Genomic DNA, 26,974 nt, shown 5'->3' with positions numbered 1-26,974 from the left:
TGTCCAAATGCATTGGAATCCGGATAATAAATAAAACAAGAATCCAGGCCAACAGAAACTAAATTTGCTACAATAATTCCAAGTGTTGGGGGAGGGAAAAACGAAATGGAATATGAATCAAATTCCGGATCAAAAATGGTTAAACAAAAATTAAAACTTTCGTCTTCATTTGTAGTGATTCCCATGACAGAATCTTCATGATATGTTATCCCGTCAATTTCTAAAGAGGAACTTGGAGGATCAGGTATAGATGTAACATTAATATATACGTACACAGAATCGCACATAAAAGGAATTCCATCATCGCATACTATTACAAGAATACTATCTGAGCCATAAAAATCGGAATTTGGAAAGATTGATATACAAGTGTCTCCAGAACTGATTCCATAAATATTAGAGTTTCCTCCCAAAGAAATTGCACTGGTTATATCAAGAGAATCATTCTCATAATCCCAAACATCAAGGCATAATAGAATTGATTCGTCTTCCATGATAGTATAAAAAATTGTATCTATTGGGAGGCTATTTTGAAGAATTATTGGGGCTGTATTGTCAGGGATAACGTTTATTATGACTATTGTAGAATCGCATGCTGGCGGAATTCCATCGTCGCAATGTTCAATCCAGATTGTATCATTTCCTGAAAATTCTGCAAATGGGGTATAGCTAATACAAGAATCTCCTTCCAAAATTGAGAAACTTCCATTTGAAGGACCATTCAGAATTGAACTAAGATAAGCATTGTTATTTTCATAATCAAAAAATTCGACGCATGCTTCAACTGTTGAATCCATGTATGTAGAGAGAAATAAAGTGTCCAACTGAAAACCTAAGCTGTCAATAATAAATGGAGGATCATTTTGAGGAAGTACATTTATTATCACTAAAACAGAATCGCAACAGTCTATACATATTGTTTCACATACGTATATCCAAATAGAATCAGTACCCAAGAAATTAAGATTTGGAATGTAAGTAAAACAAGTATCTCCAAGAGGTGTTATATCAACGTATCCATTGTTTGTAACTGAATACCAATTTGTAACATCGACACTTTGTCCATCAACTTCTTCAACTTCTATACAAATTTCTTTAGGAGTGTCTTCTATGATTAATACACCAATCTCTTCGACAGGAATACCGTTTTCAACAATTACAACAGTGTCATTTACAGGTGTAACATCAACAACAACCGTAACTGTGTTGCACCAGAATGGGAATTGAGTTTCGCAAATTTCTATAGTCAGAGTATCGTTTCCGAAAAAATCGGTGTTTGGGATATATGTGAAACAAGTATCACCTAATGGAAGGAAATATATACTTCCGTTTCCATTTATAGAAAATCCTCCAAATACATCTACATAGCCGCTATCAGGGTCAAAAGCATTAAGGCAAATTTCAACAGCAGTTTCTTCTGGTGTGGTTGCATGAACGATATCAATTTGTTGTCCTGTATTGTCAACTACATAAATTGAGTCATTTTCTGGTGTAACTTCAACAATTACTACTACCGAATCGCAGGTCATTGGGAAACTGGTTTGGCAAACAATTGCAATAAAAGTATCAGTGCCAAAAAAGTTGAGTCCTGACAAGTAAGAAACACATGTATCACCAATTGGTTGGGGATTAATTGTTCCAATTCCTGAAACTGGAATAATATTAACAACATCAACAGGGTCGCCATCAGGTTCGTAAACATCAAAACAAATATCTGATTCAATATCTTCTTGAACTATTACATTTATTGTATCAGATGGAATACCATTTTCGTCTAAAATTTCAGGAGAATCTTCTTGAGGTGTAATATTAATGACTACCAGTATAGAATCGCAAAACATATCGGCAGTTGAAGTTTCGCAAACATAAACTATTAGGGAATCTATACCAAAATAATCAGTATTCGGTTCATAAACTATACAAGTATCACCAGTTGGACTATAGATAATTTGTCCATTATTCAATATAGAATATCCGTTAGTAACATCTATTATATCCCCATCAGGGTCAAGGACATCGAAACATATTTGTGCCGGGACATCCTCCTGAGTTGTAACATACATAATTTCTAGCGGATCGCCATTTCCATCAACTATTGAAATAGAATCATTTTCAGGTAAAACATCTACAATCACTAATACAGAGTCGCATAAATAAGGAGGATTTTGTTCGCAAATAATAACATAAAATGAATCAATACCCGCAAAATTAGGATTTGGATTGTAAACAATACATGTATCATTTGGGGGCAATAAGTCAATTGTGCCATTATTAGTTATTGCTAAAATACTACTTACATCAACAATATCATTGTCCGGATCATTAATATCGAAGCAAATTTCTACTGGTGTATCCTCATCTGTAGTTAGCTCAATAGTTTCTATCGGATTTCCTGTTGAATCTACTACTTGTGGAGCATCGTCTTCAGGTGTAATATCAATTACTATTATTATTGAATCGCACAATTGTTCAGTAGTTGAAGTTTCGCAAACGAATGCAACAATTGTATCGACTCCTGTAAAATTTTCATTTGGTTGATAGACTATACATGTATCGCCCATTGGAAGAATATCTATCAGTCCATTGTTTGTTATTGAATATGCTGAATTCAAATCAATTAAATCGTTTTCGGCATCAGATACTTCAAGACAAATTATTATCGGAGTATCTTCCGGCGTAGAAGTATAAAGATAATCGATCGGAACACCATTTTCATCATTAATTGAAACTGTGTCGTTCACAGCTAATACATTAATTATTACATCAATAGAATCGCATAGAAGTGATGATTCGGTTTCACAAACATAAATTGTTGCTGTATCAATTCCAAAAAAGTTAGAATCAGGTTGATAGATGAAACATGTATCAGACAATGGTTCATAAATAATTTCTCCATTACTTGCACTACCAAAGTTTATATCAAGGGCATTTGATTCTACATCTATTACATTTAAACAAACACTGATAGGCGTGTCTTCGTCAGTACTAACCGAGATTTCATCTATTGAAATTTCATTTTCATTAACAATAATTGGTGGATCATCTATATTTTCAACTGTTATAAAAATTGTATCAATTGAGCATGCTGGAGGAAATTGTGAGTCGCAAGCTTGATAAACAATGGTGTCAATTCCATAATAATCGTCATTTGGGGTATATGTAAAATCATCAATTGTCAGATCAATTGTACCATGAATATCGCCAGGATTTAAAATTGTAATAGTAATTGTATCTAATTCTGCATCTTCAATAGTTGCGAGGGTATCTGTAAATACCGGGACTTCTTCAAAAGTGTTAAAATATAAAGTAGAAGTAATTGGAGCTGCGTTTGGTGCATATACAAACAAATATACAAATGCTGTATCGCAGGACTGAGGGAATGAATTATCACAAACTATATAAACAATTGTATCATTACCGGCAAAAGATGTGTCCGGAATAAACTGAATACTATCTCCATCAACTACTGAAGCACTACCATAATTAGGACCTGATAAAATTGAGGTTGTGAAAGGATCTCCATTAAGATCGTAATCATTTGCTTGAACATCTATAAATGAAGTCGCTTGATTAAAAACAAAGGCAGTATCTGATACAGCAATAGTAGGACGGTTTGTTACAAATATATTAGTTGATAACTGTGAAAATATATATTCAGGAACTTTACAGTATTCAGAGTTGTATGGGGGTGGGATTTCCTGCATAATGGCAACAAAAAAAGTATCGTCAATAAACGACAATGCTTGTAAATCCAATTCATAAGACCATGTATCTGTATATGAATAAATCGAATATTCTAATTGCCAGTTTAATTGACTTTGCGGTTTAACATAGATTCTAATTGTTCCACCATCGCCCGTTCCATGCAAAATTGTGTTGCTAACAATAAAACGAGCAGAATCACTTGTTGGGCCTACTCCAAATGAAGCCGAATCAGAAATTATTTTTTGAGTATAAGTACCATCAATTCTAACCCTTCCCGGGCTACCCAGCCCTCCGTCATGGCTAGCAGTATCATTACTAATTTGATTGCCATTATAAAATCCTCCATATCCTTTATCTCCACCATCTACATTTATTATATTAGCCCCTGTATTCCCATTTTTAGCGCCAATAATGACTCCACCGCCAGAGCCACCTCCACCACCGGAAACTCCTTTAAAATTGTAAACACTAGACCATGCAAAAACTCCATTTGTTCCATCTGCACCTTTGGCTCTAATTCCATTTATTTGAGTACTGCCATAAGCATAAACACTTACAGCACCGCCGCCGCCGCCGCCATTTCCTCCAAATTGCTGAGACCAAACATTTCCTGCTCCACCACCTGAACCTCCAGCTAATGGGACTACATACCTATTCCCATATCTATAACCTGCATTAGAAATAAAACTTGTGTCAAGAACATTTCCTTCTCCATCTTGACCATGCTGAGCATAACTGGCTCCTCCTCCACCGTATGTAATTCCACCACCACCACCTATATCTCTTTCACCTCCTGCACTTCCTGCTCCATATCCTCCATACATAGGAGTTTGAAAGCCAACTGTTCCAGCGCCTCCACTTAAGCCCAAAGGATTACCTGTTCCTCCACCTCCGCCCTGGTCGCAAATACCTGTTCCACCAGGAATTCCGTTTAAACTAAATCCTCCCAGAAAAAGACTTCCTGTATTATTAGTATATATATCCCCACTGCTTTCTCCTGAACCTGCTGCTGTTTGTCCGACTGATCCAGGTCCACTACAACTATGTCCACCGGAACTAAATCCATTTCCGCTCATTCCATTTCGACTACCGGCACCGCCACCGCCACCACCTGGTCCTGCATCTTTTCCGTCTGCACTAATATCTAAACTGTCAATATAAATATCCTTTAGGCTTATTATTGTTGCAGGAAGATATGCCTGATTTCCAGCACTATATGGATCGCAATCATCAGAGGTATTTATTTTATATATGCCATTTGATAAATTTAAATCTTCAAAAATTATGGCTCCTCTCGGAGATCTAATTCCAGCATATTCATTTAATCCTATTTCACCATCGCCAAGCTCTATAATAGGATTTGTTGAGGAGTAGGCCGGAAATGGCTGTACTACATAAAACGTATCAATAAAAATTACCGAATTGGTTTTATAAACAGATATCGGAATTTTAAATTCAGGATTCAGTTCGTACCAAATAAATGAATTTGGATTTAAAAAGTGATGCACAAATATTTGAGTTGTAATAAGATGTCCATCGGAACTCACAACCAAAGGACCTATTGTGATTTTACTATTGTCCGCAGAATTCGAGCATATAACTCTGATATCATCACCTATTTCATTCAGATATAAACCATCCATTCCTGCTCCAAAAGAATATGTATTTTCATCGAAAGGAAGTAAAGTTTGTGCATTCGAGGAATTGTTGATATGTCCATTATATTTTGCTATAATTTCAATTTTTGTAGAATAACCGGGAACTCCTATATCAGGAATCATATAGTTTTTACCAATATCGGTAGGATATTGTCCTTGCGAAAATGCTTCCACCGATATTATGAATATTATAACTATAGCTGTAAGTATATGCTTCATAATAATTTAATCCATTAAAATTTTCTACTAATTAATAACATAATCATCAAATTTGAATAAATTTTTGACAAACTGTTATAAACTATTTATAAACTAAGCTCACAAAATCATTAATCATTAATCCAAAAAAATCGCTATTTTATCATTTCTTTTTAATAATTAGCAAACCTACAAATGTAAAAAAACCATTTAGAATTAACAATTCAAATCCAAATTTATAACCAAAGAATATATATTCTGAATTTTCACTCAAAACAAAACAAATTGCTGGAGATAAGATTGAAATCAAAGGGACAAATTTGTCTTTCACTTGAAATTTAGTGAGTAAACCAAAAGCATAGATTCCAAGCAATGGGCCATAGGTATAGCCGGCAACTATAAATATTATATCAATTACACTCCTATTGTTAATTAAATTTAATATTAAAATTACAATTGCTAATACTATTGAAAAAAATACATGAACTTTTATTCGAGTTTTTTTTAATTTTTCTTCTGATGCTTTTTGTGTCCCCAAAATATCAACTGTAAAGGAGGTTGTAAGTGCAGTAAGAGCCGAATCTGCACTCGAATATGCTGCGGCAACTAAACCTATTGTAAAAAAAATACTCAAGATTGGGCTTAAATTCAGTTTCGTTGCAATAAATGGAAATATTTCGTCCGACCGAATTGGCAATTCTATTGAGAACTCTTGTGAATAAATAAAAAGTAATGCTCCGAGCGCCAAAAAAACGAGGTTTACAAAAATCAAAATTATGCTAAACCAGTACATGTTTTTCTTTGCATCACCAATGTTTTTGCAGCTTAGGTTTTTTTGCATCATGTCCTGGTCTAAACCTGTCATGGCAATGGCAATAAATGCTCCTCCAAGAAAATGTTTCGGAAAAAAGTTTTTTGCTCTCCAATTGTCGAAAACAAAAATTTGGGAAAAATCGCTATCAGAAATGCTTAAAAAAAGTTCACTGAAATTAAACTGCATTTTTTCCGAAATCAAATATATACTTATTCCAACTGCCAGTAGCATGAAAAATGTCTGCAAACTATCTGTCCAAATTATAGTTTTTATTCCGCTACGAAAAGTATAAAGCCAAATCAGAAGAATCGTTATAAACACTGTAAGCCAGAAAGGGATGTCCCATTCTTCGAAAACAATTAGTTGTAAAACTAATGCAACAAGATAAAGTCGAGCAGCAGCTCCGAATGTTCTCGAAAGTAAAAAAAATGACGCTCCAACTTTGTATGACCAAAATCCAAATCTTTGCTCCAAATATGTGTAAATTGAAGTGAGATTTAGTTTATAATACAATGGCATCAGAACATTAGCAATCACAAGGTATCCGAAAAAATATCCAAAAACCATTTGCATATAAGTAAATTGGCTTGACTGTACCCAGCCGGGAACTGAAATAAAAGTTACGCCCGAAAGCGAAGTCCCAATCATTCCGAATGCCACAACAAACCATGGCGATTTTTTGTTGCCAAGAAAAAATGATTCGTTGTTTGCCCCTTTTCCTGTAAAAAATGAAATGATTAACAGAACAGCGAAATATGATATTATTATTGAAAAAAGTATGGTTGCGGTCATGATGGATTGATTATTTTTGCTTTTGGCTTTTAGCCCTTAGCCTTTGGCTTTTGGACTTTAGCTTTTAGCCAACAACCAAGAGCCAACAGCCATTCTCAAAGCTTTGTTTTTTTTCTTAAGAATAATTGAAATACTAATAAAACTAAGGCAGACACAATGGCTGATGCCACTGCTGCTTCCGACATTAAATTTCCTGTAATGATTAAAATCAAAATATAAACAAATCCACTTAGAAGACTTGCAAATGCAGCCACATTATGAATTTTCCAATGAAACGATGCTATCACCGATGGAATTAATGAAAATCCAATTCCGGTAACAGTTAAGATTAAGCTAATAATGTCTCTAAAAAAGAAAGCTCCGCCGACACTTAATATTGAAAAAATGACAATAAAAATACGTGTTATTTTTTTTAACTGATGTTCATCGGTTTTTTGCGTTTTAAATCTGGCGACATAATCTTTTGCTACACTTGTTGAAAGAACAAAAACCATTGTATCGGCTGAGCTCATTATTGCAGCAAAAACCAACATCAAACCAAGTCCGGTTAACGATTGAGGCAAAAGCGCCGATAGTCCCGATGCTGCCGCATCTTTCGCTTCCAATCCGGGAATATATGCCCAGGCATAAAGACCTATTAAGGAAAGTGCTAATCCGGAAATTACTATCAAAATTGCCGAACCTCTCAAGCCTTTTTTTATTACTATATCGTCTTTTGCAGCATAAGTTTTTTGCCAGTATTCTGCCGAAAAAAATACATATGAAATTCCATAAATCATAAATGCTGCAATTTTTGAAATTTGCAGGTGGGAACTATCGAACAAATCTACAACATGCGAGCGTTTTTCGCCGAACATTACAAATCCTACCATGATTAATAAAACAAGCAAAACAAGATATTGAAAAATATCGGTTCTGATTACGCTATTAAATCCTCCAAGGCTCAAATAAATAACTATCACAGCGCCAGAAATAAAGAGTGCAAATTCATATGACCAACCACTTATGCTTGAAAGTATTGAACTTCCGGCAATAAATTGGTTCATCAAAAATCCAAAGTAAACCAACAATATCATTATAGAGGAAACAAAACCAGAGCGTTTGTCGAATTTTTCGTAAAACCAATCTGAAAGTGTAAGGAACTTTTTTTCTTTTCCTATTCTTCTGATTCTTAATGCGTAATAGATAAATAGCAAAAATCCGATGGATGTCCCAACAAATAATGAAATTGCCGATAAACCATATTGATATACAAAAGCAGTGTATGCTACCAGAGAATTCCCACCAATGTATCCGGCAACCACCGAAGCCACAAATCCAAATGTTGTCAGTTTTCTTCCGGCAATAAGGAAATCGTTGTCTTTTTGCTTAAAAGTACTCCAAATTCCAATTGCTATGCACACTACTGCATATGATATTAGTAGGAAAATATTGCTAGTGCTAAGTGTACCCATTTCAATGGTTTTTAAGAATTAGACATTTCTTATATTTTATATAATTTTCAATTATATTTTTACTCATCGGAAGAAAACATAGGATCCCATGGTGGGAGTAAAATTGGTTTTTGATCTAATAGTTTTAGAGTTTTCTCGTCAATGAATTTTTTCAGAACTACAATTCGAAACATATATTCATCGAACCATTTGTCGGAAAAAGTGAGGTAGCCTAAGTGCCCTGCATTTTCTCCCCAACTATTCTCAAATTGCCATTTTGTTGGATTGTCGTTTTCATCTACATCAACTGCTACCAAAGCCATTCCATGAGTAGAACCACTTTCGAAGGAGATGATTCTCTCTTTTTTGTTCATTTCAAATTCAATTCCGTAAAGCGATTCATAATCGTAATTATCGGTAAGTAACAAGCCTTCCACACGGTTCAATTGTTTCCCTACATCGCAGGAAGCATACATGGCTTCGTTGTTTTTAATCGAATTTTTTGCAAATGTTTTTATTTCATTTGATGGTAAATTTAAAAATAGCCAGTTTTTTCCTTCCAAAACATTTCTGTCGAGCTCAATTTCGTAGAGTTTATAATATTCTTTGCTTGGATCATTCATCAACATTACATAATTGTTGAAATCTACATTTGGCAAAGTTTCTTTGAAAAAACTTTGTGGAGTATATTTTTTCAACTCGCTGATTTTCCTATCTATATCAGTATATCGCCACGAAAACTCGCTTGGTGGTTCTCCAAGATTTAGTGCGAGCATTCTGTAAATTTCTGCGAGCATTTCAATTTTTCTAGCATGAATTGTCTTAGCATTTGCTTTTTTTTCTGCTAAAGCCCGAAGCTCCAGACCATCTTCTCTAAGTTTTCTTTTAATCAGCTTCACCATCATTCTTGTATTTTCGCTGCTGTATGTTTCAGACATTGCTTGTTTCGGAATCAGACCATATTTTTCAACAAGATTTGTTAATGAATTCCATACTCCTCCGTCATTAATTGGGCTTTTAAAAAGCCATTCGACTTTTTTGTCGGTCATTGGTTTTTGTCCGGTGGCAATCACAGTTTCGAGGAAAAGGTTCGCTTTTTCCAACTGGTCGTAGAAATACAGGTAGTTGGTGGAAAACTCAAAAGTTTCGAGATTGTATTTTTTCATCAATTTCGGACGAAGCACATTCAGACCTGTAAACATCCAGCATCTACCGGAGCTTTTTTGGTTGGTTATGCCTTTTACATCGACTTTATATTTGAAAAAATGGTCGGTTTTTCCGACATTATCACGATTTAAAACGAGTTTACTAATATCGTTCGAGGTCAAAGCATTAGTTATTGCAATTGTGTTTGCATCTTTCTTGAAGGTGTTTTTTATTTTCTGAAGCTCATTGTTAGAGATATTCCCATTTTGTGAAAACAAAACAGAAAAAACAAACAGAAATGAAATTGTTAAATAAAATGTTTTTTTCATAATTTTCATAATTGAATATTTCTATTGATATTATTTAATAATGGAAGAGTAAAATAATTACTTAGTTTTTACAAATGAATAACTTCATCGTAAGCAGCAGCCGCTGCTTCCATAATTGCTTCCGACAAAGTTGGATGAGGATGAACCGATTTTATAATTTCGTGGGCAGTCATTTTCATTTTTTTCGCAAGCATAAGCCCCGATATCATTTCTGTAACATTTGCACCAATCATGTGCCCACCGAGAAGCTGGTTGGTTTTTGCATCGAAAATAAGTTTTACAAATCCGTCTCGGCTACCTATTGCGTTTGCCTTTCCTGAGGCTGTGAATGGGAATTTTCCAATTTTTGTTTCATATCCTTTTTCGATAGCCATTTTTTCGGTAAGCCCCACAGAAGCCACTTCCGGAGAGGTATAAGTACAAGCCGGAATATTATAATAATCGATAGGCTCAACATCTAATCCTGCAATTTTTTCAACGCAAGTTATTCCTTCCGCAGAAGCAACATGTGCCAATGCCTGACCATGAACAATATCGCCAATTGCGTAAATTCCTTCAACATTTGTCTGGTAAAAATCGTCCACCTTAATTTTTGAATTTTCAAGTTTGATATCTAATTCTTCAATCCCAATATTTTCGATATTTGGGCTAATCCCAACTGCCGAAAGAACAATTTCTGCTTCGTGAATCTCAATGCCTTTTTTCGTTTCGATAGAAACTTTGCAAATGTCATCAACAATTTCGACCGACTGAACAGTTGATTTTGTCATAACTTTAATTTTTGATTTCTTGAAAGACCTTCCCAAGTTTTTAGAAACTTCTTCGTCTTCGAAAGGCACAATATTTGGCAGAAATTCAACTAAAGTTACTTTAGTGCCGAGACTCGAATAGAAAAACGCAAATTCGCTACCTATAGCTCCTGAACCCACTACAATCAACGATTTTGGAAGTTTTGGCAAACAGAGTGCTTCGCGATAACCAATTATGCTTTTCCCATTTTGCTGCAAATTTGGAAGCTGACGCGAACGCGCTCCTGTGGCAAGAATTATGTTTTTTGCCGAAAAATTTGTTTTGTTTCCTTCACTATTTGTTACTTCTACAAGTCCTTTTTCAACAATTTTGCCAATTCCTTTTAGATGTTCAATCTTGTTTTTTTTGAAAAGAAATTGAATTCCTTTGCTCATCCCCTCAGCCACCAAACGACTTCTTTCAACTATTTTGGAGAAATTTGGAGAAATATCGCCATTTATCTCAATACCGTAGTTTTGTGCATCAATAATATTTTTATAAACCTGTGCACTTTTCAGCAAAGCTTTTGTAGGAATACAACCCCAATTTAGGCAAATTCCGCCAAGCTCAGCACGTTCTACAACGGCTACATTCATTCCAAGTTGCGATGCTCTTATTGCTGCAACATATCCTCCCGGACCACTTCCTATTACTATTAAATCAAAATTCATTTTTCGAAAACTGTATCTGTGTTATTACAATAATTTATATTTAGGGGACTTCTATAAATGCAAATTTCTTACGCCTTGAAATTCACTATTTTTAGAAGCCCCCTTTACTCTATTGTCCAAAATATTAGATTTGAACTTTTTCCATCGTGATTGTTTGTTGAAACAAAATGCCACCAATAATAACTGCGGTAGCCGAACCATAATATTCGCTACCATTGATATCATTTAGTGCCTCAACTACATAGGTGCCCGGACTCAAAAAACCAAAATATACTTCGTCAGACAAATAAGTATATGTCTGATACATTGGCAACAACATAGCATAAGCTTCTATCGATGGATACAAATTCACTTGTGTGTATGACGGAGCTACCGAAACTGTCGGATTAAACAATCCATGACTGTAATAGACATGAACAATCAATTCGCCAAGGGTTCCGCTTGTGTCACTTTCAATTATGTAAATTGGTGGTGGAGGTCCTTGGTCTTCGTCTTTTTTACAACTAAAAATTATTAGCGAAAAAAGGATGATAGTAAAAATCTTTTTACTTAAATTTATAGTTTTCATTATATTAGATTGATTTGTTAATTCTAAAATTCCCATTTAAAACTCTTTATTCATTTTCAATAAATTCAATTTTCAAAGGTATAATTTTTTTATATTTGAAAATGAACTATAAATATTTGAAAATTCTCCTAAATAGTGCCTCTAAGAAAACAAAGCGGAAAATATGACTATTCAAGAGCCAATATTTTCCGCTAATTTTATTAAGTTTAGAAATAAATATCTGAAATATAAGAACTACTCTACATGAAAATTATATTCTATTCTTGCAGGGATTAAAGGATTACCTTTCCTTTCGCCTTGAGTAATTATTACCTTTTTATAATGAGAATCACCTTTTTGGGCTACAGTTTCAACATTCCAAAACTGCATATTATTTTTATCCTGATAATACAAACCAACCTTGGTTGTGTTTCGTAATAGCTTTTTTATCCATGCTTTCGACTTCGTACTTGTAGAAGAGAAATCAAGACTTGACATTTGGGTTGTGGCAGAATCGCCTTCTAACCAAATACAAGTTGATTGTCCAATATTTGTATCACGATCATCGTAAAATGTCATGAAAATGACGATTTTTTTAGGCTTATAATCTATATCAGTAATTATAACAATCGTATCGTTTGCTCTTAAATCTATGCTTTTGTCTGGGACTTCAAAATTGTTGTCAGGTATAATAGTACTTGCCAATAAAGTTGTCTCATTTTTATTATTGCTGTTTTTACTACTGCTCTGTTCTTTGTTTGTATTAAAACTGCATGAAAAAAATGCAAAAATCAGAATAAAAGCACTTGCTGTAATTAGTAATCCTTTTTTCATTTTAATAGAATTGAAGTTTTTCAAATTGAAATTTTTGCCAATTGGCAGACCGCTAATGTACAACAAATTATTTAGTTTGATAAAATAATTATTTTACTTCCCAAATTAGCTTTACATTAGTAACAAAAGGCGGCAGTCCTTGAGACTCGCCGGGAAATAGTTTTATATACCCTTCGTAGGTTTCAACTTCCCAATATTGAAAATTTTGCACATCCCCGAAAATCATTCCAACTTTTCGAGTATTTTCGATTAATTCTGTGTTTTTGTTTGATAGTGAATCGTAATATGTCAATCTTGAGTATCCTAAACCATCTTGATCTCTGTCAAACCAATCGCAATCTGATTCTCCAATTACTGAACCACTGACTCCTATGCATTGCATAAATATTACAATTTTTTTTGGTTTATAATCAATATCAGTAATGATAACTATTGTGTCACTGGCAAGGGTTGACTCTATCGGAGTTTGCATTAAATATTGTTCAATGCCTGCATCGAAAGGTTTATCAAGTTCTTTTGCTTTTATTGAATGCAATGAATATGGGACACTTGCCAGTTCCGAAGTTCCCATCCATTCGTAGCCGGTTCCATAAATGTCAATTTCTATTTTTAAAAAATGTTTTTGATTTCCCCAGTCGATTGTATTATATATATAGCTATTTCCTGTCGAATTCGTTGTAGGAATTCCTTCTCCAACATTCAGATTTATCAATCCATAGTTATTTGTGGAATCGCCCAAATGTTCTTCTTCATAAACAATTGGTCCGTTTTCACTTCCTCGCAAGAGGCTGATTTTGAAATTTACTATTCCACACTGATAAATATTCCCACTGCTGTCTCTTACAACTGCCTGATAGTTTATGGCATCGTTTAATTGGGCAAATACAGGGATTATAAAAAACAGTGCTAATGCTAAACTGAATATTGCTTTTTTCATTTTCTTAAATTTTAAAATTATTTATAATAAGATTACTAATTTGCAGGATAAGTGAGCGGTACCGAATTTGTGAGATTTATTTGGTAGCCTTCGCCAGGATACATAGTATTAATCAAATTTACGCCATATTGAGGCCAATAAACATTTCCTAATCCATTTTTTACTATAATTATTGAATTAGAAATGCTGTCGAGCATAGTAACTATCGCAGCCGGATTATTTCTAAGGTATGCAATTATGCTCCAGCCCTGATCTAAAATAATTGTTGTATTCTCCGGAACTACTGCACTGCCAACAATTTCTAATGTATTTGAAATGTTCATATTTATTTGATAGCCTTCTCCAATATATAAATCGCCAATTAAATTTACACTGTATTGCGGCCAATATGTTTGACCAATATCATTTTTTACGATAATTACATCCGATATAATATTTTGCATTACATCGTCAATATTTGGATTTGAAGGAATAATATATGTTGAAAAAATACTCCAACTCTCCGGAAAAGTAATGAATTGTGAATCGTAAACATTTGCTGTAAGATTAGCCAAACCGCTCAAACCGTTTGTAGCAAAATTTCCGAAATGCGAAAATCCAACTTGCATATATGTTGCCTCAGCAATAAATTCTGTATTTTCTGAGGCATCCCAGATTTTCCATACAAATTGTTCATTTGCGTAAAATCCATCTTTTCCAGATGTTGTGCCATCATTTTCCCAGGCACTGATTGTGCTATTTCCAATGTTTTGATATTCACTATATCCTCCACATTTTAAAGTGCCCGAAGAATCGTAAAATACACCTACATAATCTCCTCCTTCAATTTGAATTGAATTTATGGTGATATCAATAGTACCTAATATCAAAATAGTATGATTTGCAGAAGTAACTGAATATTGCCAATTGGGAGTTGTTGGTACACTCAAATCGTCTATGAAAATACTATCAACTGCCGTACAACCATTAGCATCAGTAATTGTAATAGTATATAAACCTGAACTTAAGTTTATTAGATTATCTGTGGTTAAACTATTGCTCCAATTGTAAAAATATGTACCGCTTCCGCCACTTACTGAAATATCAATTGATCCCATAATTCCGATTACCGTACCAACATCGGTTCCAGTTAAAACTACATCAATTTCCTGAGGTTCAATCATGGAAATACTCTGAACTGTTGAGTTTCCGTCAGCATCGAAAATTGTAATATAATATTCTCCATTGCTTAAATTATTCTGAAAATTTGAAGTATCACTATTCCACCATTGGAAAGTGTATGGAGGAATCCCTCCTATTATTGAAATATCGGCATATCCGTCAGAAGCTCCGAAACACGAGATAGGAATTATTTCAATATCTGGATAAAGTGCAATACTTTGCTGAAATCCTTGTGTGAGTGTGCCATTTTCGTTGCTAAAAGTTTCCGTAACAATATTACCAATTGTAGAGCTTATACTTACATTTGTGCCATCAAAATATGCACCCATATTTCCAATGGTTTGTGATGAGATAGAAATTTGTTGGATAGGTCCACAATTTTGTCCAACAAGCAAAACTGAAACCGATACTAAATAAAGGAGAAATATTGTCTTTTTCATAATTTCAAAATTTAACATGTAATATTTGAGGAAATATTAACATTAGCGACTATTTTTCAGTATTTGTTGATTTTATTGATATTCCTATTGCCTATACCTGATGTTTTGTCAAAATATTTTTCTTTTTCATACTTACGATGAAAACTGCTAATTGTTCAATTCAAATAAATATTTTCAATATTTATTTGAATATTATAAGCTTATACATTTGATTATCATATTATTAATAAATTTTTTTGGAAATATATTTGATTTTTTTGGAAAAATGTTCGGTTTCATTCCTAAATAAAATTTCAGCCAAAATTGAAAAATCACAAAAACTTCTATAAAAAGCATGGTTAAAATCCAAATTTGAAAAAACAATTGCAATTTTTATGAATTCAAGCAATAAATTCTTTCTTTTTTTTAATAAAATCAGCATATTCAATTTTCAAAAAATAGGTCTAAACAAAACAAAATCTGGCAATTACAAATCAAGCAGAATTAATGTGCCTAAAAAGAATTAATTTTTTTTCATTTTCATTTGGAAATATAAAAAATGTGCATACATTTGCAGTGTTCTATTTATGTAGTACACTAATACGATAAATTATGTTAGAAATTAAAAATTTGTCATTTTCTTATGACAAGCACGGAAAGTTGTTCAACAACTTAGATTTAGGTTTACAAAAAGGAAACATCTATGGATTGCTCGGGAAAAATGGTGCCGGCAAAACAAGCCTGCTTAAAATAATGTGCGGACTACTTTACGCACAAGAAGGGGCGGTAAAAAATGGCAATTTCGATGTTGCGAATCGGCAACCTCAGTTATTATCCGATATTTATATGATTCCGGAAGAATTCTATTTGCCCGATTTTAAGATTGATACCTATGTTGACAATTTTAGTAAATTTTACAAAAAATTCGACCACAAATTATTCAACGATTTGATTGCAGAGTTTGAGATAGATAGAAACAAAAAACTGAACAATTTGTCATACGGGCAAAAGAAAAAATTCATCATCGCTTTTGCTATTTCTAGTATGTGTTCAATAATTCTGATGGATGAGCCAACAAATGGACTTGATATTCCATCGAAAAGTAAGTTTCGGAAAGCAATAGCCTCAGCAATAAACGATGAGCGTATTTTCTTAATTTCGACACATCAGGTGCGAGATTTGGAAAATCTTATTGATCCTGTGCTAATTATCGAAAATGGAAAAATCATTTTTAATCACAATATCAATAACATTTCCAACAAATTGAGCTTTATAAAAACCGAGAACGAAAATCAAATTTCCGAAAACATTTTGTACAGCGAACCAATTTTTGGAGGGCAATACCTTGTTACAGAAAGAAATAGTCAGGAAGAGTCGCCCATCGATTTTGAGATTTTGTTTAATGCTGTTCTATCGGATAAAAACCAAATTACTAACTTCTTAAAAAATTAGACTATGAATCAAATATTTGATATTAATCGAGCTATGCTTTTTTCAAAACTTAAATTTAATTTAAGTAAAAAAATATTTCTAATAAGTATCGGTGGATTTTTCAGCCTAATATTTATAATAACATTTTTTATGGCATATAGTATTTCGCCCGGTCAGGAATTTTATTTCGACAATTTCCACACAGCATCTTTCGTATTCATGCTATTTGCCGGAACAATTTTTCTGGCAGGCAGGTCTTACTATGATATGAATACTCCCGAAAAATCATTAACTCAAATAATGGTTCCTGCTTCAACTTTCGAAAAATTCATTATTCCTGCCATTGCAACATCTCTCGGATGGTTGATTGTAAGTTTTCTTAGCTACGAAGTATTCGCTGCATTTGTGAATATTGTTTGGTCGGGCCTTTTTGGTTTATCGATAGAGCTATTCAACATTTTCGATTTGATAAATAATGAACGACTATTTGAGTTTTCCAAAGGATATTTAATGGTTCATTCTGTGTTTTTTCTTGGAGCCACGGCATTCAAAAAATATCCAATCGCCAAAACCTTATTAACCGGATTTCTGATAAATGTAGCTTTTACATTTTTTACATTTTTATTAATAATAATATTTTTTGGAACTTTCAACGAATTTGGGCACAATTTCGATAATAATTTCAGATCACATTTCTTCGAAAACTATTTCTCAATAGATTTTGTAAAAAATTTGTCAAAAACAGTAGAGCTTATTTTTACAATTCTTATTCCAAGTGCAATATATATTGCTGCATTTTTCAAACTTAAAGAAAGGGAGGTTTAAAAATGGAATTTCGCGAAAAACAAGCAATTTATATGCAAATTGCTGACTATTTCAGCAGCAATATTCTTAGCGAGAAATGGAAATCGGACGAGAAAGTCCCGTCAATCAGACAGTTGGCAGTAAAACTTGAAGTAAATCCAAACACCGTCAGTCGGAGCTACACATATTTGCAAGACAGTGGAATTATTTACAATAAACGAGGAATTGGTTATTTTGTGTCGGCTTTGGCAAAAGAGATTTTACTTGAAACAATGAAGAAAAAATTTGTTGAAAATGAATTGCCTGAGATATTCAAAAATATGATGTTGTTAAACTTTGAAATGAAAGAAATAGAACAACTTTTTGTAGAATGGAAAGAAAAAATGATAAACTTTAAAAATACTAACAATGAAGAAAATAAGTAACAAGATACTTTGGGGAATGTTAATTGCATTTGCAACTTTAGAATTTGCATTTTTTATTTTTATAAGAATATTAATTGGTTAAAACTTTTAAGATGAAAAAATGGATATTACTACTTTTTGGTATAAGCTTTTTGTATAGTTGTACAAATTCAACAACCGATTATTCCATAAATGACGATAAAGTGTTTTTGATCATTACAGCAAAAACTACAAAAACTGAATTAATAAGCATCTCTCAAGAAATGAAGGAGAAAAAAAATATAGATATTGATTTTTCTGAATCGGAGTTTCATACTAACGACATAATTACAAAATTGGCATTAAAAGTTGATTGCAATGATGGATTTTCGGGTAGCACCGAAGCATCAAATATCCCTCTCAATTTGAATAATTTTGGCTTTTTCAGAACATATTCCGACAGTACAGATATTCCTTTTAGTATAGGGACAATGGATACTGAAATGTAATTCCTGAATTCAACTTCGTAATTTTTAGCTTGCTGGAAAATTAAATTTATTGTTTATTTGCAGACTTAATTTTTTGACAAATGCTAAAAAACAATATAATAAAAGGACTACTTATTGTACTGATTGTAAGTTCAATATCTTGCAATTCTGAAAGCACTAAGGACAATACAGATAGTTCAGTTCCAAAAATTTCTACGGAAGTTATTAATAATCCTATCTCAGCTTCAGGCGATAGTGTTAAAGATATTTTGCCAAAATTTAAGTTCGAAAACGAAGAGCATGATTTTGGACTAATCATACAAGGCGAAAAAGTTTCTTACACCTTTAATTTTACAAATATCGGTGGTTCCGACCTTGTTATTAGTTCGGCAAAAGCAACTTGTGGCTGTACTGTTCCAAAATTCAATAAAAAACCGATCCCTCCCGGAGGAAAAGGAACAATTGAAGTAGTTTTTGACAGCGGTAAACGAAGAGGCAGGCAAAACAAAACAATCTCTGTTTTGGCAAATACTCAACCAAACAGAATTAAGCTTGCAATATTGGCCGATATTTATGTGCCAAAATAGCAGCAATTACATAAGTAAAATCAATTTATTTTATTAGAATATTAATTTCACAAACTAAATTTAAATGGAAAATTACATGCTAAACATAATTTTAATGTTGGGACAAGGTGGAGCAGAAGGCGAACAAGGAGGATATAGTACCTTTATATTTTTAGGATTAATCTTTGTTGTTTTCTACTTTTTTATGATTCGTCCACAAATGAAAAAGCAAAAAGATTTGCGAAAAGCTCGTGAAGAAATGAAAAAGGGTGATACAGTTGTTACTACCGGTGGAATTTATGGCAAAATTGCTGATATAAAAGAAACTACAATGACCATCGAGGTAGATGAAAAAGTAAGACTAAAAGTTGACAAAAACTCTGTTTTTAGTAGCCCGGCAGATATTGCCCAACAAAAATAAATCTATCAGAACTTTTATAAAATCATTTCATAACAACATTTGAAATGATTTCTCTATAAACCCTTATTTTGGGTTCTGATGATTTTACGCTTATTGATTTTTTATTCATTTGCAAAATTGCTATTCTATCAACAACTATTATGATTGATAGAATAGCATCAAAAAAAGCACATACAGCAATTTTCTAATAGAATAAATATTTTATAGTAATTTTGAACTATTTAAATATTAATTTTGAAATTGAATTTTATAGAACAAATTAGCAGATATTTCAGCAAATTGAAGAAAAAATACCATAAAAAATTTGGTGTTTTTTTTATTTTTATTGTGATAGCAACTTTTTTATGGTTTTTGAATGCCCTAAGCAAAGAATACACAACAACTATTTCGTATCCCGTAAGATATACCAACTTCCCGAAAGACAAAATTCTAATTAGCAAGCTACCAAAATACCTCGATTTTCGAATATCTTCATTTGGTTTTACTTTGCTGAGCTACAAAATTAACACTACATTGATGCCAATTGTTTTCGATGTAAATTCATTTTCGCTACGTAACTCTGCGTCAGACAATGAAACTTATTTTATTACAACTAAACCAATTCTAAAAGACTTTGGCGATCAATTAAGTTCCGAAATAGAACTCATTGATATTTTGCAAGATACTCTGTTTTTTAAGTTTTCGCATAAAGTGAAAAAAAATGTTGTAGTGAAAGCAAATATAAACTTTGCCTACGAAAAACAATTTATGCAAAAAGGCAGACTTTTATTAGAGCCTGACAGCATTGAGATTTCTGGTCCCGAAAATATTATTGATACAATTGAATATGTCCAAACAAAATTTTACAAAGTAGAGCAGCTTAGTAAAAATTATGAAAAAAATATTCAAATCGAAAAAATAAAAAATATAAAATACAGTCATAAACGTATTTTGGCTACGCAAAATGTTGAGAAATACACAGAAGAAAACATTTCAATTCCTGTAGCAATTGAAAATATTCCGGATAGTTTAAGTATGAAAACTTTTCCGAACAAGATAACAATTTCCTATCTCGTAGGATTGAGCGATTACGAAAATGTAAGGCCTGATCAATTTGAAATTATAGCAGATTACAACTCAATCGATCCGGGAGAAACCAAATTTTTGAATGTTTTTTTAAAAGAAATTCCTCAATTTATTAAGGTAATAAAATTTTATCCCAGACAACTTGAATTTATAATCGAAAGGAATAAGAATTTCGGGCCAACAATAAAGAAATCAAAAATTACAAACACAGATTAATGAGCTTAAAAGTTGGAATAACAGGCGGAATTGGAAGCGGAAAATCTATTGTTTGTGAAATATTCAAACAATTAGGTATTGTTGTTTTTCAAGCCGATTTAGCTGCAAAGCAAATTATAAATAATAACGAACAAGTTAAGCTTGAATTGATTTCAAAATTTGGAATAGAAATCTATAACGATTTAGGAGAAATTAATAAAACAGAATTTGCGAAAAATATTTTCAATAATCAGAAAAACTTGCAAACAGTTAATTCAATTATTCATCCTATAGTAAAATTAAATTTCGATGAAGTTGCGAAGAAACATAATAACAAAAAATACATAATTAAGGAAGCAGCAATTCTATTTGAAAGTGGAGCTTACAAAGAACTTGATAAAATAATAACAGTATCGGCACCACTCGAAATAAGGATTAAAAGAGTTATTGAAAGAGACAATACTGAAAGACAGCTCGTTATTGACAGAATAAAAAATCAAATTTCGGAAGAAGAGAGAATAGAAAAGTCTGATTTTGTGATAGTGAACGACGAAAAAAATCTGCTGGTTCCGCAAATTCTAAGTATCGACAAAATATTGAAAACTATAAAATAATAAGATGGGGAAATTTGGAAAATGGATTGCAGGCGGATTGGGCTGGGCATTTTTTGGGCCAATAGGCGGAATTTTAGCTTTTGCGGTAGGTTCTGTATTTGAAGCAAAAAGCGAAAATTCTATATTTAGAAAAGGTGAAACCACAACAGGCGATTTTGTTGTGAGTTTGTTGGTTTTGGTGGCGGCAGTTATGAAAGCCGACAAAAAAGTTCTAAAATCGGAGCTTAATTATGTAAAAGAATATTTTGTCAGATCTTTTGGTGAAGAAAAAGCTACGGAAGCTGTTCAAATGCTTAGAGGAATTCTTCAGCAACAAATTCAAGTTGATGATGTTTGTAGGCAAATTTCCCAGCATCTCGATTATCACTCTCGCCTACAATTGTTACACTTTTTGTTCGGAATTTCGAAAGCAGACGATTTGGTTCATCCAACCGAAGTGTCTATTATCGAACATATTGCATTATCAATTGGCATAGACCTGAACGATTATAAATCAATAAAATCGATGTTTGTTGATGATACAGATACAGCCTATAAAATTCTTGATGTTGACAAATCTGCTAGCGATTCTGAAGTAAAAAAAGCCTATAGAAAAATGGCAGTTAAATACCATCCCGACAAGGTAAGCCATCTTGGAATTGAAGTTCAAAATGCAGCGAAAGAGAAATTCCAAAAACTTAACGAAGCCTACGAAAAAATTAAGAAGGAAAGAGGGATAGTATAAATTGTTTGCCTCAATTGTTTCAAGATTGAAATAACTAAATCCTTCAATTGAAATAGAGTAGTTAATACAAGATTCAAGGTATTAATGACAATTTATTTTGCGAAAATCTTTATTAATTAAGACTATATTCCATGAAATTGTAGCAATTTCTAAAAGTAAACTACTCTCTGGCAAAAAACACTAACAACAGAAATAAGTACTAAAAAGATGATGCAAAATTATTTAGTGGCTCTAAGAAAACAGGCAATTTTTATAAAATAGTTAATTTTTGATGAGATTTCTATTTTCTTTCATGCAGTAAATGCTTTTGTATTAGACAAATGAAAAAATTAGAAATATCGCAAAAAGAGATATTTATAATTTTGAACAGTTTTCTTAGAGATACTATTTAGGTTTATGGTATTTAAGATATAAAATACTACTTTTGCGGCAGTTCAAATTATTGATGGATTTAGAGAAAAAATTATGTCGAAAAATATTGGTAAAATTGTTCAGGTTATCGGACCTGTATTAGATGTTAGTTTTGAAACAGAAGGAACAGAACTTCCTAACATTTACGACTCGCTTGAAATTACAAGAGAAGACGGACAAAAACTAATTGTTGAATGTCAGCAGCATATAGGCGAAAATACTGTAAGAGCAGTAGCAATGGACTCTACAGATGGATTGTATCGCGGAATGGAGGTTGTGGCAACCGGCGGAGCAATTAAAATGCCAATAGGTGATAAAATTAAAGGAAGATTGCTGAATGTAATTGGTGATACTATTGATGGAATGGAGCCTATCAGCAAAGAAGGAGGCTCCGAAATTCACAGGCCAGCACCAAGTTTCGAAGAACTATCTACCGAAAAAGAGGTTTTATTCACAGGAATAAAAGTTATCGATTTATTAGAGCCATATTCTAAAGGCGGAAAAATTGGACTTTTTGGTGGAGCCGGAGTTGGTAAAACTGTTTTGATAATGGAACTTATCAACAATATTGCAAAAGCGTACGAAGGGCTTTCAGTATTTGCCGGAGTTGGTGAACGTACACGTGAAGGTAACGATTTGCTTCGTGAAATGATAGAATCAGGAGTTATAAAATATGGCGAAGAATTTTTGAAAGATATGGAAGCCGGCGGCTGGGATTTGTCGAAAGTTGATAAAGAAGAATTAGCAAAATCGCAAGCAACATTAGTTTTCGGGCAAATGAACGAACCTCCCGGAGCACGTGCAAGAGTAGCTCTTTCAGGACTGACAGTCGCTGAACATTTTAGAGACGGAGACGAAAAATCCGGAGGACGAGATATTTTGTTTTTTGTCGATAATATTTTCCGATTTACTCAAGCCGGTTCGGAGGTTTCTGCACTTCTCGGAAGAATGCCTTCTGCGGTAGGATACCAGCCTACACTTGCATCGGAAATGGGAGCTATGGAAGAGAGAATTACTTCAACAAAAAAAGGTTCAATTACTTCGGTTCAGGCAATTTATGTACCTGCCGACGATTTGACTGATCCTGCCCCTGCTACAACATTTGCTCACCTTGATGCTACTACAGTTTTGAACCGTAAAATTTCGGAACTTGGAATTTATCCGGCAGTTGATCCATTAGATTCTACTTCAAGAATATTAGATCCATTGATTGTTGGCGAGGAACATTATAATACAGCGCAGAGAGTAAAAGAAATTTTACAACGATATAACGAATTACAGGATATTATTGCAATTCTGGGAATTGAAGAATTGTCGGAAGAAGACAAACTTATTGTTCATCGTGCCAGAAGAGTTCAGCGATTTCTATCACAACCATTTCATGTTGCAGAAGCTTTCACAGGGCTCAAAGGCTTGCTCGTCGATATTAATGACACTATCAAAGGTTTTAACATGATAATGGACGGTGAAGTTGATAAATATCCCGAGGCTGCCTTCAACCTGGTTGGCACCATTGAAGATGCTATCGAAAAGGGCGAAAAAATGTTAGCTGATGCAAAAAATGACTAAATAAGATCGTATTATGAATTTAGAGATAATAACTCCGGACAAAAAAATATTTAAAGGCTCTGTTAAATTAATAAAAGTGCCCGGAAGCAAAGGCTCATTCGAAATACTACCGAAACACGCTCCAATTGTATCTACTCTCGAAAAAAGCGAAATTAAAGTAGTAATTCCAAATGGCGAGGAACTATTTTTTAATATTAATGGAGGAGTAATTGAATCTAAACAGGACAATGTAATTATTTTGGCTGAAAAATAAAATAATATAAATTTTCAGATAAACTTCAATTTTCTGAAAGATAATAAAAAATTAGCCCTCAGATTTCTGGGGGCTATTTTTGTAAAATGCAAATATCGAACGCTAAAAAAATGGTGAAATTTCTAATAATAAGGTTTAGCTCAATTGGCGATATAGTTTTGACAACACCTGTAGTCAGAGCAATAAAAAATCAGGTTGAAGGAGCTGAAATTCATTATTTTGTAAAGCCTCAATTCAAAGATGTTTTAGCTGCAAATCCCTACATCGATGAAATAGTTTGTCTCGAAAAAAACCTGACAGAGCAGCTAAAGTCGATGAAATTCAAGCATTATGATTATATCATTGATTTACATAAAAATATCCGCTCGTATTCTGTAAAAAATACATTAAAAACAATTGCATTTTCATTCGACAAGTTAAATTTTGAAAAGTGGCTAATAGTAAATTTCAAAATCGATAAACTTGCTGAAACACATATTGTTGATCGCTATATTGAGTCGCTGAAAGTATTTGACATAAAAAATGATAACAAAGGATTAGATTATTTTATCCCAGAAAAAGACAATGTAAATTTAAGCTCCTTACCCAATGAATTTCAAAAAAATTATATAGCCTTTGCAATTGGAGCAAATCATTCGACAAAACGCCTGCCCACTGAAAAAATAATTGAAATCATTAAGAAAATTGGCAAACCCATAATTCTTCTTGGTGGCCCTTCAGAATTTGATACTGCTGAAATTATTTTGGCCGAAAGCGGGAAAATAGTTTACAATGGCTGCAACGAATTCAATATAAACCAGTCAGCATCAATTGTTCAGCAAGCAAAATTGGTTATAACTCACGACACAGGAATTATGCATATTGCAGCGGCTTTTCGGAAAACCATAATTTCTGTTTGGGGAAATACCATTCCAAAATTTGGCATGTATCCCTATTTTCCTGACGATAAATCAGAAATAATTGAAGTAGAAAATTTGAAATGTCGCCCCTGTTCTAAAATTGGCTTTTCTCGTTGTCCGAAAAAACATTTTAAATGTATGAATGAAATTGACGTAGATAGAATTGTTGAATTAACGGCTGGCAACTATTAGCTTTTAGCCTTTAGCTAAAAGTCAATAACCAACAGCCAATAGCTAAAGGCCAACACCCAAAATATGAAACCAAAAATCAAAGACATAGAAATTATGGCACCTGTAGGCTCATTTGAGTCTTTGAGTGCAGCTATTCAGGCAGGAGCAAATTCCGTTTATTTTGGAATAGAACAATTAAATATGCGAGCCAAATCCTCGAATAATTTCACTATTGAGGATTTAAAAACTATTGTAAAAATTTGCCGAGAGAATAATTTGAAATCCTATTTGACAGTCAATACAATTATTTATGACAAAGAAATAAGTTTGATGAAAAAAATTGTTGATGCTGCCAAGGAATGCGACGTTTCGGCAATTATTGCTTCAGACCAATCGGTTATTCATTATGCTTTTTCGAAAGCTGTTGAAGTTCATATTTCAACACAACTGAATATCAGTAATATAGAGACTGTAAAGTTCTATTCTATGTTTGCCGATGTTATGGTTTTAGCGAGAGAGTTGAATCTTTCTCAGGTTTTGGAAATTACTGAAGCAATACAAAATGAACAAATAAAAGGACCTTCAGGCAAACTAATAGAAATTGAAATATTCATACACGGGGCTTTATGTATGGCCGTTTCCGGCAAATGCTATCTGAGCCTGCATGAGCAAAACTATTCCGCAAATAGAGGCAATTGTTTGCAAACTTGCCGAAAAGCTTATTTAGTCAGCGAAAAAGAGTCGGGCTACGAATTAGAAGTTGATAATGAATATATTATGTCTCCAAAAGATTTGTCAACTATTAGTTTCATCGACAGAATTTTAGATGCCGGTGTTACAGTTTTGAAGATTGAAGGCAGAGCACGACCGCCGGAGTATGTAAAAAAAGTAGTAGAATGTTATCGTGAAGCTATAGAATCATATTTCGATGCTACTTTATCAAAAGAAAAAATTAAAAATTGGGAAGAGAAATTGTCCTCAGTTTTTAATCGTGGTTTTTGGGATGGCTATTATCTTGGGCGAAAAATGGGTGAATGGAGCAAGCTCTACGGATCGCGTGCTACAAAGAAAAAAATGTATCTTGCAAAAGGGACAAATTATTTTTCTAATATTAAAGTCGCTGAGTTCCTTCTCGAAGCAGGAAGTTTACAAATTGGCGATGAAGTTCTAATAATTGGGCCAACCACGGGTGTGATAGAAACTACAATTAAAGAAATCAGGGTAGATGAAAAGCCTGTTGAAATTGCAAAAAAGGGAGAGAGTTTTTCTATTCAGCTTGATGAAATTGTTCGCCGTTCTGATAAACTTTATAAGTTGATTGAAGCAAAGAAAATACTTTAATTAAAACTAAAAGAGCCAGCAAATTTCATATTTACCGGCTCTTTTTATTTAATTTTCTTATATCCTAATTCAGAAGAAATACACTTCCGGTTTTTTTATGGTTACCTCCATTTTTATCTTTATAAATAAGTACCCAAGGATATGAGCCTGAAGGTCCTATTTCCGAATTGTTGATTTTTCCATTCCAACCATGGTCAGGTGTATAG

At 33.2% G+C, this 26,974-nt stretch carries 23 protein-coding genes; 13 read left to right on the top strand and 10 right to left on the bottom strand.

Features of this window, described 5'->3' with window-relative positions; genetic code table 11:
- The 9 genes from HN894_11415 to HN894_11375 form a co-directional block, all read right to left on the bottom strand.
- On the bottom strand, nt 1–5,582 hold a 5,582-nt coding region (locus HN894_11415), incomplete at its 3' end, for an Ig-like domain-containing protein (protein MBT7143935.1).
- Nucleotides 5,583–5,724: 142 nt separating this feature from the next.
- Nucleotides 5,725–7,167, bottom strand: a complete 1,443-nt coding sequence (locus tag HN894_11410; GenBank protein ID MBT7143934.1) for a sodium:solute symporter — start codon at nt 7,165–7,167, stop codon at nt 5,725–5,727.
- 95 nt (nt 7,168–7,262) lie between these two features.
- Nucleotides 7,263–8,621: a sodium:solute symporter family protein gene (locus HN894_11405; GenBank protein ID MBT7143933.1), complete on the bottom strand. Its 1,359-nt coding sequence runs from the start codon at nt 8,619–8,621 to the stop codon at nt 7,263–7,265.
- A gap of 59 nt (nt 8,622–8,680) precedes the next feature.
- A complete protein-coding gene (locus HN894_11400) occupies nt 8,681–10,075 on the bottom strand; it encodes a C1 family peptidase (protein ID MBT7143932.1) in 1,395 nt (464 codons plus the stop codon).
- 68 nt (nt 10,076–10,143) lie between these two features.
- Entirely contained in the window at nt 10,144–11,535 is a 1,392-nt protein-coding gene (lpdA, locus tag HN894_11395) for a dihydrolipoyl dehydrogenase (GenBank protein MBT7143931.1), read from the bottom strand.
- A gap of 124 nt (nt 11,536–11,659) precedes the next feature.
- The gene (locus tag HN894_11390) at nt 11,660–12,103 is read right to left on the bottom strand and encodes a hypothetical protein (GenBank protein ID MBT7143930.1); all 444 of its coding nucleotides are present in this window, start codon (nt 12,101–12,103) and stop codon (nt 11,660–11,662) included.
- 234 nt (nt 12,104–12,337) lie between these two features.
- Nucleotides 12,338–12,916, bottom strand: a complete 579-nt coding sequence (locus HN894_11385) for a hypothetical protein (protein MBT7143929.1) — start codon at nt 12,914–12,916, stop codon at nt 12,338–12,340.
- 88 nt (nt 12,917–13,004) lie between these two features.
- Nucleotides 13,005–13,853 carry a hypothetical protein gene (locus HN894_11380; protein MBT7143928.1) on the bottom strand — a complete coding sequence of 283 codons (849 nt, stop codon included), beginning with the start codon at nt 13,851–13,853 and terminating at the stop codon, nt 13,005–13,007.
- A 35-nt stretch (nt 13,854–13,888) separates the two neighbouring features.
- Nucleotides 13,889–15,454 (bottom strand): hypothetical protein, encoded by a 1,566-nt coding sequence (locus HN894_11375; protein MBT7143927.1) that lies wholly within the window; start codon nt 15,452–15,454, stop codon nt 13,889–13,891.
- A 591-nt stretch (nt 15,455–16,045) separates the two neighbouring features.
- On the opposite strand from HN894_11375, the gene HN894_11370 reads away from it, so the two are divergent.
- The 13 genes from HN894_11370 to HN894_11310 all read left to right on the top strand — a co-directional run bounded on the left by HN894_11370 (nt 16,046) and on the right by HN894_11310 (nt 26,768).
- A complete protein-coding gene (locus tag HN894_11370) occupies nt 16,046–16,885 on the top strand; it encodes an ABC transporter ATP-binding protein (protein ID MBT7143926.1) in 840 nt (279 codons plus the stop codon).
- Between the two features lie 3 nt (nt 16,886–16,888).
- Nucleotides 16,889–17,689: a hypothetical protein gene (locus HN894_11365; GenBank protein ID MBT7143925.1), complete on the top strand. Its 801-nt coding sequence runs from the start codon at nt 16,889–16,891 to the stop codon at nt 17,687–17,689.
- Between the two features lie 2 nt (nt 17,690–17,691).
- Entirely contained in the window at nt 17,692–18,093 is a 402-nt protein-coding gene (locus HN894_11360; GenBank protein MBT7143924.1) for a GntR family transcriptional regulator, read from the top strand.
- Between the two features lie 92 nt (nt 18,094–18,185).
- Nucleotides 18,186–18,560, top strand: coding sequence for a hypothetical protein (locus HN894_11355; protein MBT7143923.1), 375 nt, complete (start codon nt 18,186–18,188; stop codon nt 18,558–18,560).
- An 80-nt stretch (nt 18,561–18,640) separates the two neighbouring features.
- Complete coding sequence (locus tag HN894_11350; protein MBT7143922.1) at nt 18,641–19,126, top strand: DUF1573 domain-containing protein; 486 nt, start codon at nt 18,641–18,643, stop codon at nt 19,124–19,126.
- Nucleotides 19,127–19,202: 76 nt separating this feature from the next.
- Complete coding sequence (yajC, locus tag HN894_11345; GenBank protein ID MBT7143921.1) at nt 19,203–19,526, top strand: preprotein translocase subunit YajC; 324 nt, start codon at nt 19,203–19,205, stop codon at nt 19,524–19,526.
- Between the two features lie 234 nt (nt 19,527–19,760).
- Nucleotides 19,761–20,807: a YbbR-like domain-containing protein gene (locus tag HN894_11340; protein ID MBT7143920.1), complete on the top strand. Its 1,047-nt coding sequence runs from the start codon at nt 19,761–19,763 to the stop codon at nt 20,805–20,807.
- The gene (locus HN894_11335) at nt 20,807–21,400 is read left to right on the top strand and encodes a dephospho-CoA kinase (GenBank protein ID MBT7143919.1); all 594 of its coding nucleotides are present in this window, start codon (nt 20,807–20,809) and stop codon (nt 21,398–21,400) included. Before HN894_11340 ends, HN894_11335 begins: the two co-directional genes overlap by 1 nt.
- A 4-nt stretch (nt 21,401–21,404) precedes the next feature.
- Nucleotides 21,405–22,124 (top strand): DnaJ domain-containing protein, encoded by a 720-nt coding sequence (locus HN894_11330; GenBank protein ID MBT7143918.1) that lies wholly within the window; start codon nt 21,405–21,407, stop codon nt 22,122–22,124.
- Nucleotides 22,125–22,589: 465 nt separating this feature from the next.
- Nucleotides 22,590–24,104, top strand: coding sequence for a F0F1 ATP synthase subunit beta (locus tag HN894_11325; GenBank protein ID MBT7143917.1), 1,515 nt, complete (start codon nt 22,590–22,592; stop codon nt 24,102–24,104).
- A gap of 13 nt (nt 24,105–24,117) precedes the next feature.
- Nucleotides 24,118–24,357, top strand: coding sequence for an ATP synthase F1 subunit epsilon (gene atpC / locus HN894_11320; protein MBT7143916.1), 240 nt, complete (start codon nt 24,118–24,120; stop codon nt 24,355–24,357).
- A gap of 110 nt (nt 24,358–24,467) precedes the next feature.
- Nucleotides 24,468–25,448 (top strand): glycosyltransferase family 9 protein, encoded by a 981-nt coding sequence (locus tag HN894_11315; protein ID MBT7143915.1) that lies wholly within the window; start codon nt 24,468–24,470, stop codon nt 25,446–25,448.
- A gap of 63 nt (nt 25,449–25,511) precedes the next feature.
- Entirely contained in the window at nt 25,512–26,768 is a 1,257-nt protein-coding gene (locus tag HN894_11310; GenBank protein ID MBT7143914.1) for a U32 family peptidase, read from the top strand.
- 64 nt (nt 26,769–26,832) lie between these two features.
- Here the strand turns inward: HN894_11310 and HN894_11305 are convergent.
- A partial coding sequence (locus tag HN894_11305) for a hypothetical protein (protein MBT7143913.1) occupies nt 26,833–26,974 on the bottom strand: 142 nt, incomplete at its 5' end.

The organism is Bacteroidota bacterium (assembly GCA_018692315.1).
In the GTDB taxonomy this organism is placed as follows: Bacteria; Bacteroidota; Bacteroidia; order Bacteroidales; family JABHKC01; genus JABHKC01.
The sequence above is the reverse complement of the archived record's forward strand: the minus strand, read 5'-3'. Positions and strand labels throughout refer to the sequence as shown.